Genomic DNA, 13,362 nt, shown 5'->3' on the forward strand with positions numbered 1-13,362 from the left:
GTATCAACCCTCCACCGGCCAGGCGGGCTGTTGCTGGGTGATGCAATGCACACCGCCACCACCGTGGGCCAGGTGATTGATCCGCACCGGCACCACTTCGCGTCCCGGGAATGCCTGCCGCAGTACGGTGGCCGCGACGTTGTCGGCATCAATGCCGTAGGCCGGCATGATGATGGCGTCGTTGGCGATGTAGAAGTTGGTGTAGGAGGCACAGAACACTTCAGCTTCGGTGTCCACGGCATCGCTGGCTTCATACAATTCGATCAGCTCGAACTGTCGGCCTTGGGCATCGGTGGCCAGCTCCAGGGCACGACGGTTTTCGCGGGCTACTTCGGCATACACCGAGTGCTGGTCGCGGGTGGCGTCCACCAGCAAAACCCCGGGGCGAGCGAACGCGCATACGCCATCGACATGGCCGTCAGTCATATCGCCGGTCACGTAGTCCGGATCACCCGGCAGCCAGATCGTCTTCTTCACACCCAGCAGACGCGTGAAGATTTCCTCCATCTCCGCCTTGTTCATGCCCGGGTTGCGATTGGGGTTGAGCAACACCGACTCGGTGGTGATCAGCGTGCCCTCGCCGTCCACATGGATGGCTCCGCCTTCATTGCTCAGCGCGGTACCAAAGCACTCCACGCCCAAATGATTGAGTGCACGACGAGCCAGGCTTTCGTCCAGATCATGGGCCGACTTGCCGCCCCACGCGTTGAAACGCCAGCTCACCCCGGCCAGGCCATGTTGCGGATGGCAGACGAAGCTCGGACCGGAGTCCCGGCACCAGCTGTCGTTCACCGCCAGCTCGATCAATTCGATGTTCGGCCCACATAACGCTTTGGCACTGGCGATAGCAGAAGGGTCGACGACCAGTTTCACCGGTTCGAAACGAGCGATGGCGTTGGCCACGCGAGCGAAGTCCTCTTGCACCAGAGGCAATGTCACGCCCCAACCGGACTCCCAGAGTGCTGTGTTGTGCGGCCAGACCATCCAGGTGGCGGCGTGCCTGACCCACTCGGCCGGCATCATCCAACCGCTGTTTCGAATTTCATTCTGCTGCATGACATGCTGCATGATAAAAAGCCCTTTTAGTTAAGCCATTGTGTTCAACAAAACTGCTTGGGTGTTCCTGGCATGCATGCTACGGCCGTAAAATCAGGCAAACAAACGATGGATTTAGCGGACAAATGATTAGAGGAACTTATCAATATGCTCAAACACTGGCCGCCACTCAGCACCCTTCGCGGCTTTGAAGCCGCCGCCCGGCTGGGCAGTTTCCACAAGGCGGCCGCCGAGTTGCACCTCACCCAATCGGCGATCAGTCAGCAGATCCGCAGCCTTGAGGCGTACCTCGAACAACCCTTGTTCTTTCGCAGTGGACGCAGCGTCAGCCTGACCGATGCCGGTCATGACCTGCTCAGCACCACCCAGGCGTTGCTGCAACAACTGGCCGTCGGCATTCGCCGTCTTGGGCAATACCAGAAACCCAACCAACTGGTCCTCAACACCACCCCGGCGTTCGCCCGTCACTGGCTGCTGCCACGCTTGGGGGATTTTCGCCGCGAGCATCCGGACGTTGACCTGTGGATTTTCAGTACCGATGAAGTCCCGGACATGACCACCCAGACCATCGACCTCGCAGTGCGCGATGACATCAGTTCCCAAGCCGAGTGCAGCTTCAAGGTGCTGCACGCCGACCGCCTCTACCCGGCGTGTCACCCAAGCTTGTTGGCACTGCCACGGGAACAGCGCACAACCCTTCATGGCGAGCGGGAAATGGATTGGAGTCACTGGGCGGTGGAAGCTGGCATCGATGTCGGCCAGAAGGATCAGGGGCTGAATTTCTCCGACCCCGGCCTGCTGCTGGACGCCGCGTGCGCGGGGCTCGGTATCGCCCTGGTCAGCCAGTTATTGAGTCGGCAGGCGCGCACCCAAGGATTGTTGCAACCCTTGGTGGAGCAAACCATTCGCGGCCCGAACTGGGCCATGCTGACCCATCGTGACAGTGAGAATAATGTGCTGGCGCGAAGCTTCAGTGAGTGGCTGCTGGGTAACCTGGACTGAGTGAAGCCTCACACTACGGTTCGCGCAGCGCGTACTTTCGCGTATTTCGAGAGTCCGATCTTGATGCCAACCAGCATGGGCGCGGCGACTACAAAAAGCAGGGCAACAGCGATGAACGCTGTGTCGAAGGCAATCACAGTGGCCTGACCTGACACGACCCGGCCCAGGAGACTCACCGCTGCCCGGCCAGCAGCCGCTGCATCCATCCCTTTCACCGACAGCATGGCTGTCGTGGTCGTCAGCCGTTCGATGACCGCGGCCCCTCCCGGAGTGACATTGGCGCCGAGGACCACGGCATTGGCGACGACGTTATGGTCGATCAGTGTCTGAAGTCCTGCGACACCCATAAGACCGCCCAACTGGCGCCCCGTATTGAAGAGGCCTATTCCGCAGGCGAGGTTGCGGCTGTTGAGGTCGCTGAACGCGATCAGCGTGATCGACAGAAAGAGGAAGCCAAGGCCCAGACCGCGCAACAGGATGGCCGCCATCATGTCGTCCGTGCCGCTTTCGCTGGTCGAACCGGACAGCATCCACATCGCAACCATGATCATCAGGATTCCAAAGGGCACGGTGGCGACCGGCGGAACGCGGCGGACCTGCATGAGATAAGCCGATATGAGGAGTCCGCCGATAAAAAACCCGCCACTGGGCAACAGGAGCAGGCCGGCATCGGTAGGCGTGAACGCGAGGACCGACAGGGCGAATGCCGGGATCAAAAACGCGCTGCCAAACAAGGCGGCGCCGGCGACAAAACTGACGATAAAGGCGAAGCAAAAATCACTCGATTCGAACAGGGTGAAGTCGAACAGACCTTGGCCTTTGGCCAACACTTGTTGGCCGAGAAATGCCAGCAGCGCGGCTGAGCCGATCACGCTCAGCCAGAGGATGCGAGGCTCTTCGAACCAGTCCCATCGACTGCCCTGGCTAAGAACGTAGGTGAAGCAGAACAGCGTGGCAGCGATCAGCGCGAAGCCGACCCAGTCAAATGGACGGTGCCGGACCTTGGCTGGCATCGGACCGTCTGCGATCAGCAGAAATCCGGTCGCCGCCAGGGCCACCGGAACAACGCTGAAGAAAATCCATGTCCAGGACTGGCTATCGATCAACCACCCTTGAAGGGCCGGGGCGAGCGTTGCGGACGCGACAACGGCGCCCATGGCAAACAGGGCTTGAAGGATGGGTTGGCGGGATCGCGCAAAGGCACGAAATATGATCGTCTGCCCCCCGACCAGCAGGGTGCCGCCAGCGAAGCCCTGAATAATTCGAAGCGCGATCAGCAGGTCCAGCCGAGCGGTGATGGCGGCAATGCCGCATGCCATGCCCATGGCCAGGGTTGAGCCGATGAACACGTGCCGCGGATTAAAACGCGTCAGCAGCCAAGGCGCGGTCATGAACCCGATCAGCTTGAGCGCGGTGTAGCCGATATCCAGCCAGGCGAACTCATCAGGCGTTGCATAGGTATCGCCGATGATGTCGCCGCGTCCGAGCGACAGAACGGTGCTGGCGATCGCTTCCGTCAGCGTGGCAAGCACGATGCCCACCATGAGCAAGACACCGGTCGTAGCGCTGGTGTTGCTCCGCGTCGCGCTGGCATCCGCGTTCATGATCCCTCCCCATGCGCAACCTCGACACGGGCGGACAAGCCCGGCACGATGCGGCCCGGCAACGGGTTGTGGACAAGCCGGATCTTCACCGGAACGCGCTGCACGACACGCACAAAGTTGCCGGTCGCGTTGTCGGTGGGGAGCAAGCTGAACGCCGACCCGCTACCCGGTGCAAAGCTGTCGACCACGCCTTCAAGTGCCCCGCTGGGGTAGCCGTCGACCGTGACTCGCACGCGCTGACCGGGGCGGATTTGTTCGAGCTGGGTTTCCTTGAAATTCGCCACAACCCATACGTCATTGACCGGCACGATATCGAGCAAGGCAACGCCCGTCGTAACAAAACGGCCGATGCGGACCTGTCGGTTACCGACCACGCCATCAACCGGCGCGCGTACCACGGTGCTGTCGAGATCGATCTGGGCGAGATCTCGTGCGGCCTGCGCCTGCGTCACCGCAGCAACGGCAGCTTCCCGCTCGGCCACAAGGACGGCGATGTGTTGCTGTTGCGCCTCCACCGATGCCGAAGCGGCCGATACCGTCGCCTCGGCTCTCGATCGTGCCGCATCGCTTTCATCGACGAGGGCTTGGCTGACCGCGTTGCTGAGAATCAGTTTGTGGCTGCGATCATGGGTTTTGGTCGCCAGATTCATCTCGGCCACGCCCGAACGTCTCTGGGCTTCGGCCTGTCGAATCAAGGCACGCTGAAGCTGGGTCTCTGCATCGACATGGGTCAGGCGAGCCTGGGCAGCGCTGACATTGGCCACGGCTTGCGCCAGCCGTGCGCGGTAGTCCCGATCATCGATACGGAACAGGACGTCACCGGCCCGGACGGTTTGGTTGTCCTCGACCTCGACCGCAGTCACATAGCCGGCAACCTTTGCGGCGAGCGACGTGACGTCGCCGCGCACATAAGCGTTATCGGTGGAAGTCGCACCGCTCGAAAGCGCCATGGCCCATCCGCCAGCCAGGACCACCACGGCACCGATGCACAGCAGGATGCCGATCTTCTTTCTCTTGCTTTGCCGCACCACCACGACAGGGATCTCGGCAGTTGCGCCGGTGGCAATGGCGGCCTTGTCCTGAAGCGAGTTCATGTTGTCATTTCCTGTTCAATGCCTGGGACTACAGCAGCCAATGGCGGCAGTGGCCTGCCGCCGGGCTGTCGAGCATTCATGAGCGAGTCATCGGCTCACTTTTTGATCGGTGTAACGAGCGGTGTTTCATCGGTGTCGAGGACGAATACGGCCAACAGGCGTGCGGGTTGGGTGTCGCTGGCGTTGGCGCTGACTTCGTGCACGGAGCCCGGCTCCTCTACAAAGTTTTCGCCGACCTTGTAGATCTTTTCCGGCTCGCCTTTGATTTTGATGCGAAACGAGCCCTCCAGGACCGTTGCATAAATGAAGGCCGTTTTCGGATGGGTGTGGGACGGCGACGCGGCGCCCGGCCCATACTCGACGACTACGCCCTTCATGCTCTTGCCGGGGATGTTGGGAATGGGACGGTCAAACACGACCGTCACCTTGCCGGCGTGCGGCTCGGCGGCCGACGCTGCGCTGATCGACAGCACTGCAAAGGCAGCGGCCAAGAGGTATCGGGTAAACATGACAATTCTCCTTCGTGGTGTGAGTTGTGACGTCGCGGCCCGTTACCCGGCCGTCGACTGACTGAGCCAGTCTTCGAAGCGGATCGCGCCCAGGCGCGGGTTCTTGCCGGGGGTCAGCGATTGATCGTCAAGCTCGGCGCCGTAGTAGCGCGCGTGTACGTCCGGTATGACCTGGCGAGTATCCTGAGTGACCCGCAGAAAGCGCCTGATCAGCTCGTCTAGCGGCATGGCTTCGGGCCCCGCGACTTCGACCGTGCCATTGACCGGCGCTGCCAGTACGACGTCGGTGAGCGCCGCCACTACGTCGTCGGACGCCAACGGCTGGATCAGCGCCGGTGAAACGCAAAGCTCTTCGCCGACGGTAAACGACTGCGCAATGCCGCCGACAAACTCGAAAAACTGCGTCGCACGCAGGATGGTGTAAGGAATGCCGGACGCCTTGATGAGGTTTTCCTGCGCGACCTTGGCCCGGAAATAGCCGTTCTCGGGAAGCCGTTCGCTTCCGACAATCGACAGGGCAACGTGATGGCGAACCCCGGCGGCCGCTTCGGCGGCGAGCAGGTTACGGCTCGATGTTTCGAAAAACTCGAGGACGGCCTGGTCCTCCCACGACGGCGCGTTCGCCACGTCGACAACGATGTCAGCACCATCCATCGCCTGGGCCAAGCCCTCGCGGGTGATGCTGTTTACGCCCGTGCTGGGGCTGGCGGCGAGCACGTCATGGCCGCGCTCGCGGAGGTTCTGCACAAGTTTCGATCCAATGAGGCCGGTGCCTCCGATGACGACGATCTTCATGGGTTCTCTTCCTACGCTTCTCGACAGCAACCATTGCTGTCGATGTAGAAAGAGAGTGCCTGCGCGCGCGAGGGAAGTCCTTGTGCCGGCCTTGGGTTTGTCTTCGGGCAAGCTTGGTTTTTCGTCCAAAGAAGCCGCTTGCTGGACGGTGCAGAGGATTACGCGCTGCCGTATTATCGGCACCACGTACCAATCGCCAGCTCGGACACGGAGTCGAGGGCGCTCGACCAGGGGATCCGCACCTTGCCATTCGTGTTTGAAGACTACGTACTCGATCAGGAGCGCCGGGAACTGACCTTGCGCGGGCAAGTCGTGGCCGTCGGGCCACAGGCCTTCGATCTATTGCTGCAACTCGTCAACAACCGCGATCGCGTCGTCAGCAAGGACGACCTGCTCAAGGCGGTGTGGAACGGCCGGATCGTCTCGGAATCGACGATCACCAGCCACATCAATGCGGTGCGCAAGGCCATCGGCGATACCGGCGAGGAACAGCGACTGGTGCGCACGGTCGCCCGCAAGGGCTACCGCTTCGTCGGCGAGATCAAGGTCGGCGAGATCGACGGAGCACGACAGCCTGACGGGCCTGGCACCGACGAAATTGCGCCCGTGGATCCGAAGCAAACGCCACCCTCCTCGCTCGTCCTCCCGGACAAACCCTCCATTACCGTCCTGCCCTTCCACAACCTGAGCGGCGACCCGGAGCAGGAATATTTCGCCGACGGCATGGTCGAGGACATCATCGCCGCCCTGTCGCGAATCCGCTGGCTGTTCGTCATCGCACGCAATTCGAGCTTCACCTACAAGGGCCGCGCGGTGGACGTCAGGGGCGTCGGCCAGGAGCTCGGCGTGCGCTACGTGCTCGAAGGTAGCGTGCGTAAATCGGGGAACAAGGTACGCATCACCGGGCAGCTCATCGACGCAACAAACGGCACGCATATCTGGGCGGATCGCTTCGAAGGCCTGCTCGACGACATCTTTGAACTGCAGGATCAAATCGCCGAAAGCGTCGTCGGAGCCATCGCGCCGCAGCTGGAACGGGCGGAAATCGAACGCGCCAAGCGCAAACCGACGGAAAGCCTGGACGCCTACGACTATTACCTGCGCGGCATGGCGAAACTGCACAGCGGCACCCGGGAAGCCATCGAGGTGGCGCTGCCATTGTTCTACAAGGCCATTGAGCTTGACCCGGAATTTGCATCGGCCTATGGCATGGCATCCTGGTGCCATTTCTGGCGCAAGTTGAATGGCTGGATGATCGATCGGACTCGAGAGATCGCCGAAGGCGTACGGCTTGCGCGGCTGGCGGTGGCACTCGGTCGGGATGATGCGGTGGCGCTGACGCGAGGCGGACATGCGCTTGCTCATCTCGCTGGCGATGTCGATGGCGGCATTGCCCTGCTCGACAGGGCACGCCTGCTCAATCCCAACCTCGCCCCCGCCTGGTTCCTGGGCGGTATCCTGCGCGCACTGCGCGGTGAAACAGACGAAGCGATTGAGCATTTGACCCATGCCGTTCGCTTGAGCCCGCTGGACCCGGAAATGTTCCGGATGCAGGTGGGAATGGCGCTCGCGTATTTCTTCGCCGGGCGCTACGACGCCGCTTCGACCTGGGCGGAGAAGGCGCTGGGGAACCTGCCCACCCTCCTGCCCTCGGTTGCCCTGATGGCGGCCAGTCATGCGCTCACCGGACAAATGGACAAAGCGAAGCAGGCGATACAACGCCTGCACGAGCTGGAACCATCGTTGCGCGTCTCCAACCTGAGAGACTGGCTGCCCATCCAGCGGCCCGAGGATCTCGCGCGGTTCGCGGATGGACTGCGGCTGGCCGGCTTGCCCGAGTGACCGAAGCACGATTGCAGCGTTAAAATCCGACAGGTTCGGTTCAAATTTTTGAGGATGACCACGGTATGTCCAGGCTCGACACCTCCCTGCAAGACACCGCCGCGCCTGAAGGCGTTTGTTACGGCTGCGGCAGCAGTAATCCGCACGGGCTTCACATCAAGAGCTTCTGGCATGAGGACGGCGTGCATGTCATGGCCGAGCACTTGCCCGATGCCAAGTATTGCGGCTGGCCGGATCTGGTTTACGGCGGACTGACAGCGATGCTGGTTGATTGCCATTCAAACTGGACGGCGATGGCTTATCACTACCGTACGGAACACCGCGAAGTCGGGAGCCTCCCCCGCATCAATTGCGTCACTGGCAACCTCGGCATCAAGTTCATCAAACCGACACCGATGGGTGTACCGCTAACCCTGCGCGCGAAAGTCGAAGGTGAAGTCGGACGCAAAACTCGCGTCATCTGCGAGGTCTACGCGGGGGAAGTGCTCACGGCTATTGGAGACTCCGTTTTTGTTCGCGTGGATACCGAACAACTGGCCGCCGTTGCTCATAGTCGGTAGGTTGCTCCACTCAACAACCTGGCTGGCCGCATGCAGCGCCTTCATGGCTGGATGCTCGAAGTTAGCGGCAACTGGATTTTCGGGGACGGGATAAGGTTTGAGGTTGAATATCCTGCCCTTGAAGCCGTATTGGTCAACGGGCGGGTGCTGGTGACGTTTCATTGCTGTTCCAAAATCGGGGTTCTGGACAATGCTGCTGGTTTCTCCGCTGATCATCGCGGCTGGGTATGGGTTGTACGCCTGACAAACGGTTCAAATCGTTCGCTTCGCTTCGCTCACTCGTCTCTCGCGAGGGCTTCAAGGTCCGCTCGGGTCCAGGCTGTGTGAAAACGCAGACGTCACATCAGAGTTTTGCTGCTTACAAAAAACAAGCGGCGGGCATTTGAAGTCGGCTTTGACTATAAACTCCGTGACATAAGGCATTGCTCTTTCCCCCAAGCCTCAAAGCGCTCCAGCACTTCCCAGCCAAGCTTGGTGTAATAATTGCTCTGGCTGTGGGTGTGCAAGTACAAGGTTGTGAATCCAGCGTCTCTTGCATGGCCACAGATGCCTTCGATTAACTGCGCTGCGAGCCCTCTCCGTCGAGCTTCAGGTGTGATGAACACACATGCAAGCCACGGGCCCAGATCTGGCCGGTCAGATAGGTCGTTACTGGCAAGCGCAGCGCCACCTAGCAACTGGCCTCGTTCCGTTGCGATCAGACACTTCCAACGGCCATCACGCTGTCCATCAGAGAACTCGTGTTGCCAACTTGAAAGAGATTGCTGCGCAAACTCATAACTGAATTCCCGATAAAGCCATTCGGCCATAACGCCGCACTTGTCCATTTGTTTGTCGAGCCAATCCACTCGCAGCATCTGAAACACTCCTTATGTATTCGTCCCGCAGGTAGGGTTCGGGACAAACATACAGCCGTCTGCCTGCGGTACAGACTATGCGAAATTCAGGAGGATCGTCTAACCATGCAGGGCCTTTTGATCAGTGCTTTTTGATTGGCCAGCCCAAACCAGACCCACAGTGCGACCGCCGAGAGTGACGCGCCGATCCCGAGCGCCAGCGCGGTGGGTGATTGCCCCTCGAACCGGGCGATGCTTTGGCCGTTGACCAGGAGCAAGCCGAGTACGGCCAGTGCTAAAGGCACTTGAAGCGAGCGCGAGGAAATCCCACCATGAACATTTCCGCTGATGGCCAGCACGATGGGCACGAGTCCTGAAAAGGCCGGCGCGACGACGGGGTCAGCGTACGTGGCAGCGATGATGACGGCGCTGGTCAGCACCATCGTATGACGCCATGCCGCAAAGATTGCCGTTGTAAAACAGGCTTGCGCGCACGCCGAACTGCGACAACAACGTAGACAAGCGATCCATAGGCAATCTCCGGCGCTATTGTGCATCACTGACAACACCCCGCCCCAACACGGCAAAAACACGAGGCCTTAATCTCCACATCCGCCCGGGCCATGGCCAGAGCAAGGCGCGTCTGGGCGGCAGCAGCTTCGGCATCCAGACCCAGTCGTCTCAGGCATTCCACATAACCGTGCAGGCTCCACACATTGTCCAGATGCCAGGACGCACGACTAAGTGTGTTGTCCAGTCCCAGATCGGCACGATAGGCCTGCAACGCTTCTTCTACCCTGCCCTGCTCCAGAAGCAACGCGCCCAACGCATGCCTGACCGGTTGCATCCAGCCCCATGGCTCGTCGTAAGGCAGGTTGTCATCCAGAGAAAGTGCCTGGCGCAAGTGGGCGAAGGCGTCGTCGTAATTGCCCTTACGGTACTCGATTTCCCCGCGCAGCATGCCTGCCGCAACCGCCAGAATGTCGGTGCATTTATTATTGAACAGGTAGCGGGTGTCCGGCACTCGGGTCCAAGCTTCGAGGAATAGACGCTGTTCGGCTTCTGCGGCGGCGATATACCCGGTGGCCGCATGCGCCACGCCTCTGGCGTAATGCAGCATCGCCGTGGTCACGCAGTACAGCGTCTGGTCGTTCGGCAGCGGCGTGGCGAGGATGTCCTGCCATTTGCCGAAGCGAATCTGCACGTGCACCTTCATCGACACGAAGCCTTCCAGCCAATCGGCCATGGGCGGTTGCTCTACGCGCAGCAGTTCTTCCCTGATGGTCGATATCAGTTGATTGGCGGCTTCCAGGGCCGGTTGGTACTGCCCGAGGAACATCGCCGAATAGAGTTTGAAGTGGTAGTTGTGGCATCGATACAGAGTGTAGAAGTTGAGCGGCCCTTCCTGTTCCAGGTATTTGCCGTCGGCCAGAATCGCCTGGCTATTGGTGACCATGGCCCCACGGTAATCACCGCAGAGCACGTCGATGTGCGACGGCATATGGCGCAAATGTCCGGCGTCCGGCACCAGGTCACGCAGGACATCGCCGGCGCGCAATGCCCGTTCCGGGTAGGGCGACATTTCCAGGGTGTGGACGTACATATGCAGCACGCCGGGGTGCGGCGCATCGCCGTGCTGCTCCATCCGCCGTAGCGCCCGTTCCAGCACGTCTACCGTTTCAAGCGTGTCGGCGCCCGGCGCCGGTTTACCGGTTTTCAGGTCCCACAATTGCCAGGGTGTGCGGTCGATCAGCGCTTCGGCAAACAGCGCAACGACATCGGGATCTTCGGGAAAGGCGTTGTAGACATCGCGCATGGACGCCGCATAGGCATCGTTCCAGGCGAAGAGTTGGTCGAGGCTGGTGGCCTGATCGGCCTGGTAGCGTTGCTCCAGCGTGCGGATCAGCGCCTGTTCCACCGGTGTTGCGCCGTCGATATGCGCCAGCGCGGTTTGCGCCGCCAGCCGGGCCTGGGCCACGGCCTCTTTCAACTCCTGTTCGATGAAGGCATCCCAACGCTTGTTGTAGTTGGGGCCCGAAGCGTAAGCGATGCCCCAGTAGGCCATTGCGCAATCGCGGTCGTGTTCGATCGCCTTGTGGAAACAGCGTATGGATTCGTCGTGGTTGTAGCCGTAGCACCATAACAAGCCACGATCGAACCAGCGCTGGGCCTGGGACGAGTGGGTCGTCACCGGGCGGCTGTAGGTGCCCAAATCGTAATAGTCGTGCATCGATTTATCCTCTCGACCAGAGAGGTCCAGCATACCCCCGCGGTTCTGACTGAGCGGTACAGCCGACGACAGGAGGATCATTGCCGGCGTCGATAGTCACCATCACCTCAATGAAGTTCTCATAAAAAATCCGCGGCGTAACATCAGCCCCATACCAAACAACTACACCCCGGAGCACACCATCATGAAACGCCAAATCCTTCTCAGCATCGCTTTCTCGGTTTTTGCAGTTAACGCTTTCGCCGCTACATCTGCTCACCCGGTTGTCGCTGAAGGCGGCTCGGATCGTCTGATTGAAAGTCGTGTGGCTGAGGGTGGTTCCGACCGTCTGATCGAAAACCGCGTCGCTGAAGGTGGCTCGGATCGTCTGATCGAAAATCGTGTTGCCGAAGGTGGCTCGGATCGTCTGATCGAGAAACGTGTTGCCGAAGGTGGTTCGGATCGTCTGATCGAAAACCGCGTCGCTGAAGGTGGCTCGGATCGTCTGATCGAGAACCGCGTCGCCGAAGGTGGTTCCGACCGTCTGATCGAGAAACGCGTTGCCGAAGGTGGCTCGGATCGCCTGATCGAAAACCGCGCTGCATAAATGAATGGCTTTACCGAAGCACTCAACGAAAAGCCCGGCCTGACAAGCCGGGCTTTTTCGTGCACAAAATAAATCGATCCCTGCTTAATGCCTCCGCCGCACCTGTGATACATAACACCTGATTGTGAGTCCCGTACCCAATGAGGTTTGCCCATGCTCCACTCCCCACGCTTACCGCAACTGCTCACCTGCGCCGTCCTCGGTTTACTCGCCTGCAGCGCGCAGGCCGGTGCGCCCTCCCCGGCACCCGATAGCTTGCAACCGCTGCTGGTAACATTGAACGAGCGCCTGAGCATTGCTGATCTTGTGGCGCTGACCAAGTGGGACAGTGGCAAACCGATCCAGGACAGTGCCCGGGAAGCACACGTCATCGCCAACGCCAGGAAGCTGGCCGTTGAGCGCAAACTGGACCCGGACGAAGTAGCCGAACTGATCGCCGCACAGATCGAAGCCAACAAGCTGGTGCAGTACGGGCTGGTGGCCCAATGGCGATCGGCCGGAAAGGCGCCTGACACGCCGCGGCCAGACCTCGCCAATCAAATCCGGCCACAGCTCGATGAGCTGCAAAACCGCCTGTTGCAGCAATACGCCGCCTTCGCGCCTTATCGCAACAACCCGCAATGCGCGGACTGGCTAGCCAAAGAACGATCCAGCCTGATCAAGGACGGTCTGCATGGTCAGGCACTGATACGCGCCACCGGGGAACTGTGCGTCTCTGATCGATGACAAGGTAACCAAACAACAAAAATACAGGAGTTGAAAATGTCTGAACTGAAACTGCATCCCAAAGCCGCAGAATCCCTGAACCAGTGGCACGACATGATCAGCAAGGGTGACTTGAGCGCCTTGCCCGGTTTGTTGGACCCACAGGCGATATTCCGCTCCCCGATGGCTCACACGCCTTACCCGGGTGCAACCGTGGTATCGATGATTCTCAACACGGTCATCGAGGTATTTGAGGACTTTGTCTACCACCGGGAACTGTCGACCGCAGACGGGTTGAGCGTCGTCCTGGAGTTCAGCGCCAACGTCGGCGGGAAACAGTTAAAGGGCATCGACATGATCCGGTTCAATGAACAAGGAAAAATCGTCGAGTTTGAAGTGATGGTCCGTCCCTTGAGTGGCCTGCAAGCCTTGGGCGAGCAAATGGGACAACGCCTTGGCGCTTACCTGGCGGCCAGCAAAGCCTGAAGACGTTGCATCGTCTTGGGCGATGCCTCTGCTCCCGGCTTGATGTTAAATAGAGCG

Annotated in this window: 14 protein-coding genes; 6 read left to right on the top strand and 8 right to left on the bottom strand. The window is 60.2% G+C overall.

Annotation, left to right across the window (positions count from 1 at the left end):
* Positions 1-3: 3 nt before the first annotated feature.
* Positions 4-1,056 (bottom strand): agmatine deiminase family protein, encoded by a 1,053-nt coding sequence (locus ACSQ87_RS20790; RefSeq protein ID WP_436274280.1) that lies wholly within the window; start codon positions 1,054-1,056, stop codon positions 4-6.
* 147 nt (positions 1,057-1,203) lie between these two features.
* On the opposite strand from ACSQ87_RS20790, the gene ACSQ87_RS20795 reads away from it, so the two are divergent.
* Positions 1,204-2,058 carry a LysR substrate-binding domain-containing protein gene (locus ACSQ87_RS20795; protein ID WP_436274281.1) on the top strand — a complete coding sequence of 285 codons (855 nt, stop codon included), beginning with the start codon at positions 1,204-1,206 and terminating at the stop codon, positions 2,056-2,058.
* Between the two features lie 8 nt (positions 2,059-2,066).
* Here ACSQ87_RS20795 and ACSQ87_RS20800 read toward each other — a convergent pair whose 3' ends face one another.
* The 4 genes from ACSQ87_RS20800 to ACSQ87_RS20815 form a co-directional block, all read right to left on the bottom strand.
* Positions 2,067-3,662, bottom strand: a complete 1,596-nt coding sequence (locus ACSQ87_RS20800; protein WP_436274282.1) for an MFS transporter — start codon at positions 3,660-3,662, stop codon at positions 2,067-2,069.
* Complete coding sequence (locus tag ACSQ87_RS20805) at positions 3,659-4,756, bottom strand: HlyD family secretion protein (protein WP_436274283.1); 1,098 nt, start codon at positions 4,754-4,756, stop codon at positions 3,659-3,661. Before ACSQ87_RS20805 ends, ACSQ87_RS20800 begins: the two co-directional genes overlap by 4 nt.
* 95 nt (positions 4,757-4,851) lie before the next feature.
* Positions 4,852-5,265, bottom strand: coding sequence for a cupin domain-containing protein (locus ACSQ87_RS20810; RefSeq protein ID WP_150656204.1), 414 nt, complete (start codon positions 5,263-5,265; stop codon positions 4,852-4,854).
* 42 nt (positions 5,266-5,307) lie between these two features.
* Positions 5,308-6,060 carry an SDR family oxidoreductase gene (locus ACSQ87_RS20815; RefSeq protein ID WP_436274284.1) on the bottom strand — a complete coding sequence of 251 codons (753 nt, stop codon included), beginning with the start codon at positions 6,058-6,060 and terminating at the stop codon, positions 5,308-5,310.
* A gap of 243 nt (positions 6,061-6,303) precedes the next feature.
* On the opposite strand from ACSQ87_RS20815, the gene ACSQ87_RS20820 reads away from it, so the two are divergent.
* Both ACSQ87_RS20820 and ACSQ87_RS20825 read left to right on the top strand, forming a co-directional pair.
* Positions 6,304-7,902, top strand: a complete 1,599-nt coding sequence (locus ACSQ87_RS20820) for a winged helix-turn-helix domain-containing protein (protein WP_436275111.1) — start codon at positions 6,304-6,306, stop codon at positions 7,900-7,902.
* A gap of 65 nt (positions 7,903-7,967) precedes the next feature.
* Entirely contained in the window at positions 7,968-8,462 is a 495-nt protein-coding gene (locus tag ACSQ87_RS20825; protein ID WP_436274285.1) for a PaaI family thioesterase, read from the top strand.
* A 398-nt stretch (positions 8,463-8,860) separates the two neighbouring features.
* On the opposite strand, the gene ACSQ87_RS20830 is transcribed toward ACSQ87_RS20825, so the two are convergent.
* The 3 genes from ACSQ87_RS20830 to ACSQ87_RS20840 form a co-directional block, all read right to left on the bottom strand.
* Positions 8,861-9,319 carry a GNAT family N-acetyltransferase gene (locus ACSQ87_RS20830; protein WP_436274286.1) on the bottom strand — a complete coding sequence of 153 codons (459 nt, stop codon included), beginning with the start codon at positions 9,317-9,319 and terminating at the stop codon, positions 8,861-8,863.
* 86 nt (positions 9,320-9,405) lie between these two features.
* Complete coding sequence (locus tag ACSQ87_RS20835; RefSeq protein ID WP_436274287.1) at positions 9,406-9,741, bottom strand: hypothetical protein; 336 nt, start codon at positions 9,739-9,741, stop codon at positions 9,406-9,408.
* A 113-nt stretch (positions 9,742-9,854) separates the two neighbouring features.
* Positions 9,855-11,528: a hypothetical protein gene (locus tag ACSQ87_RS20840; protein ID WP_436274288.1), complete on the bottom strand. Its 1,674-nt coding sequence runs from the start codon at positions 11,526-11,528 to the stop codon at positions 9,855-9,857.
* Between the two features lie 184 nt (positions 11,529-11,712).
* Between ACSQ87_RS20840 and ACSQ87_RS20845 the strand changes: the two genes are divergently transcribed.
* The 3 genes from ACSQ87_RS20845 (at position 11,713) to ACSQ87_RS20855 (ending at position 13,305) form a co-directional block, all read left to right on the top strand.
* Positions 11,713-12,114 carry a hypothetical protein gene (locus ACSQ87_RS20845; RefSeq protein WP_436274289.1) on the top strand — a complete coding sequence of 134 codons (402 nt, stop codon included), beginning with the start codon at positions 11,713-11,715 and terminating at the stop codon, positions 12,112-12,114.
* Positions 12,115-12,267: 153 nt separating this feature from the next.
* On the top strand, positions 12,268-12,840 hold the full coding sequence (locus ACSQ87_RS20850; protein WP_436274290.1) for a chorismate mutase: 573 nt from the start codon (positions 12,268-12,270) through the stop codon (positions 12,838-12,840).
* Between the two features lie 36 nt (positions 12,841-12,876).
* Positions 12,877-13,305, top strand: a complete 429-nt coding sequence (locus ACSQ87_RS20855) for a nuclear transport factor 2 family protein (protein ID WP_436274291.1) — start codon at positions 12,877-12,879, stop codon at positions 13,303-13,305.
* Positions 13,306-13,362: the final 57 nt, after the last annotated feature.

It is taken from the genome of Pseudomonas sp. LjRoot277 (assembly GCF_964253845.1).
In the GTDB taxonomy this organism is placed as follows: Bacteria; Pseudomonadota; Gammaproteobacteria; order Pseudomonadales; family Pseudomonadaceae; genus Aquipseudomonas.

Coding starts and splice junctions, on each gene's coding strand:
- ACSQ87_RS20790 (WP_436274280.1), bottom strand. CDS start 1,056: ATGCAGCAGAATGAAATTCGAAACAGCGGTTGGATGATGCCGGCCGAG.
- ACSQ87_RS20795 (WP_436274281.1), top strand. CDS start 1,204: ATGCTCAAACACTGGCCGCCACTCAGCACCCTTCGCGGCTTTGAAGCC.
- ACSQ87_RS20800 (WP_436274282.1), bottom strand. CDS start 3,662: ATGAACGCGGATGCCAGCGCGACGCGGAGCAACACCAGCGCTACGACC.
- ACSQ87_RS20805 (WP_436274283.1), bottom strand. CDS start 4,756: ATGAACTCGCTTCAGGACAAGGCCGCCATTGCCACCGGCGCAACTGCC.
- ACSQ87_RS20810 (WP_150656204.1), bottom strand. CDS start 5,265: ATGTTTACCCGATACCTCTTGGCCGCTGCCTTTGCAGTGCTGTCGATC.
- ACSQ87_RS20815 (WP_436274284.1), bottom strand. CDS start 6,060: ATGAAGATCGTCGTCATCGGAGGCACCGGCCTCATTGGATCGAAACTT.
- ACSQ87_RS20825 (WP_436274285.1), top strand. CDS start 7,968: ATGTCCAGGCTCGACACCTCCCTGCAAGACACCGCCGCGCCTGAAGGC.
- ACSQ87_RS20830 (WP_436274286.1), bottom strand. CDS start 9,319: ATGCTGCGAGTGGATTGGCTCGACAAACAAATGGACAAGTGCGGCGTT.
- ACSQ87_RS20835 (WP_436274287.1), bottom strand. CDS start 9,741: ATGGTGCTGACCAGCGCCGTCATCATCGCTGCCACGTACGCTGACCCC.
- ACSQ87_RS20840 (WP_436274288.1), bottom strand. CDS start 11,528: ATGCACGACTATTACGATTTGGGCACCTACAGCCGCCCGGTGACGACC.
- ACSQ87_RS20845 (WP_436274289.1), top strand. CDS start 11,713: ATGAAACGCCAAATCCTTCTCAGCATCGCTTTCTCGGTTTTTGCAGTT.
- ACSQ87_RS20850 (WP_436274290.1), top strand. CDS start 12,268: ATGCTCCACTCCCCACGCTTACCGCAACTGCTCACCTGCGCCGTCCTC.
- ACSQ87_RS20855 (WP_436274291.1), top strand. CDS start 12,877: ATGTCTGAACTGAAACTGCATCCCAAAGCCGCAGAATCCCTGAACCAG.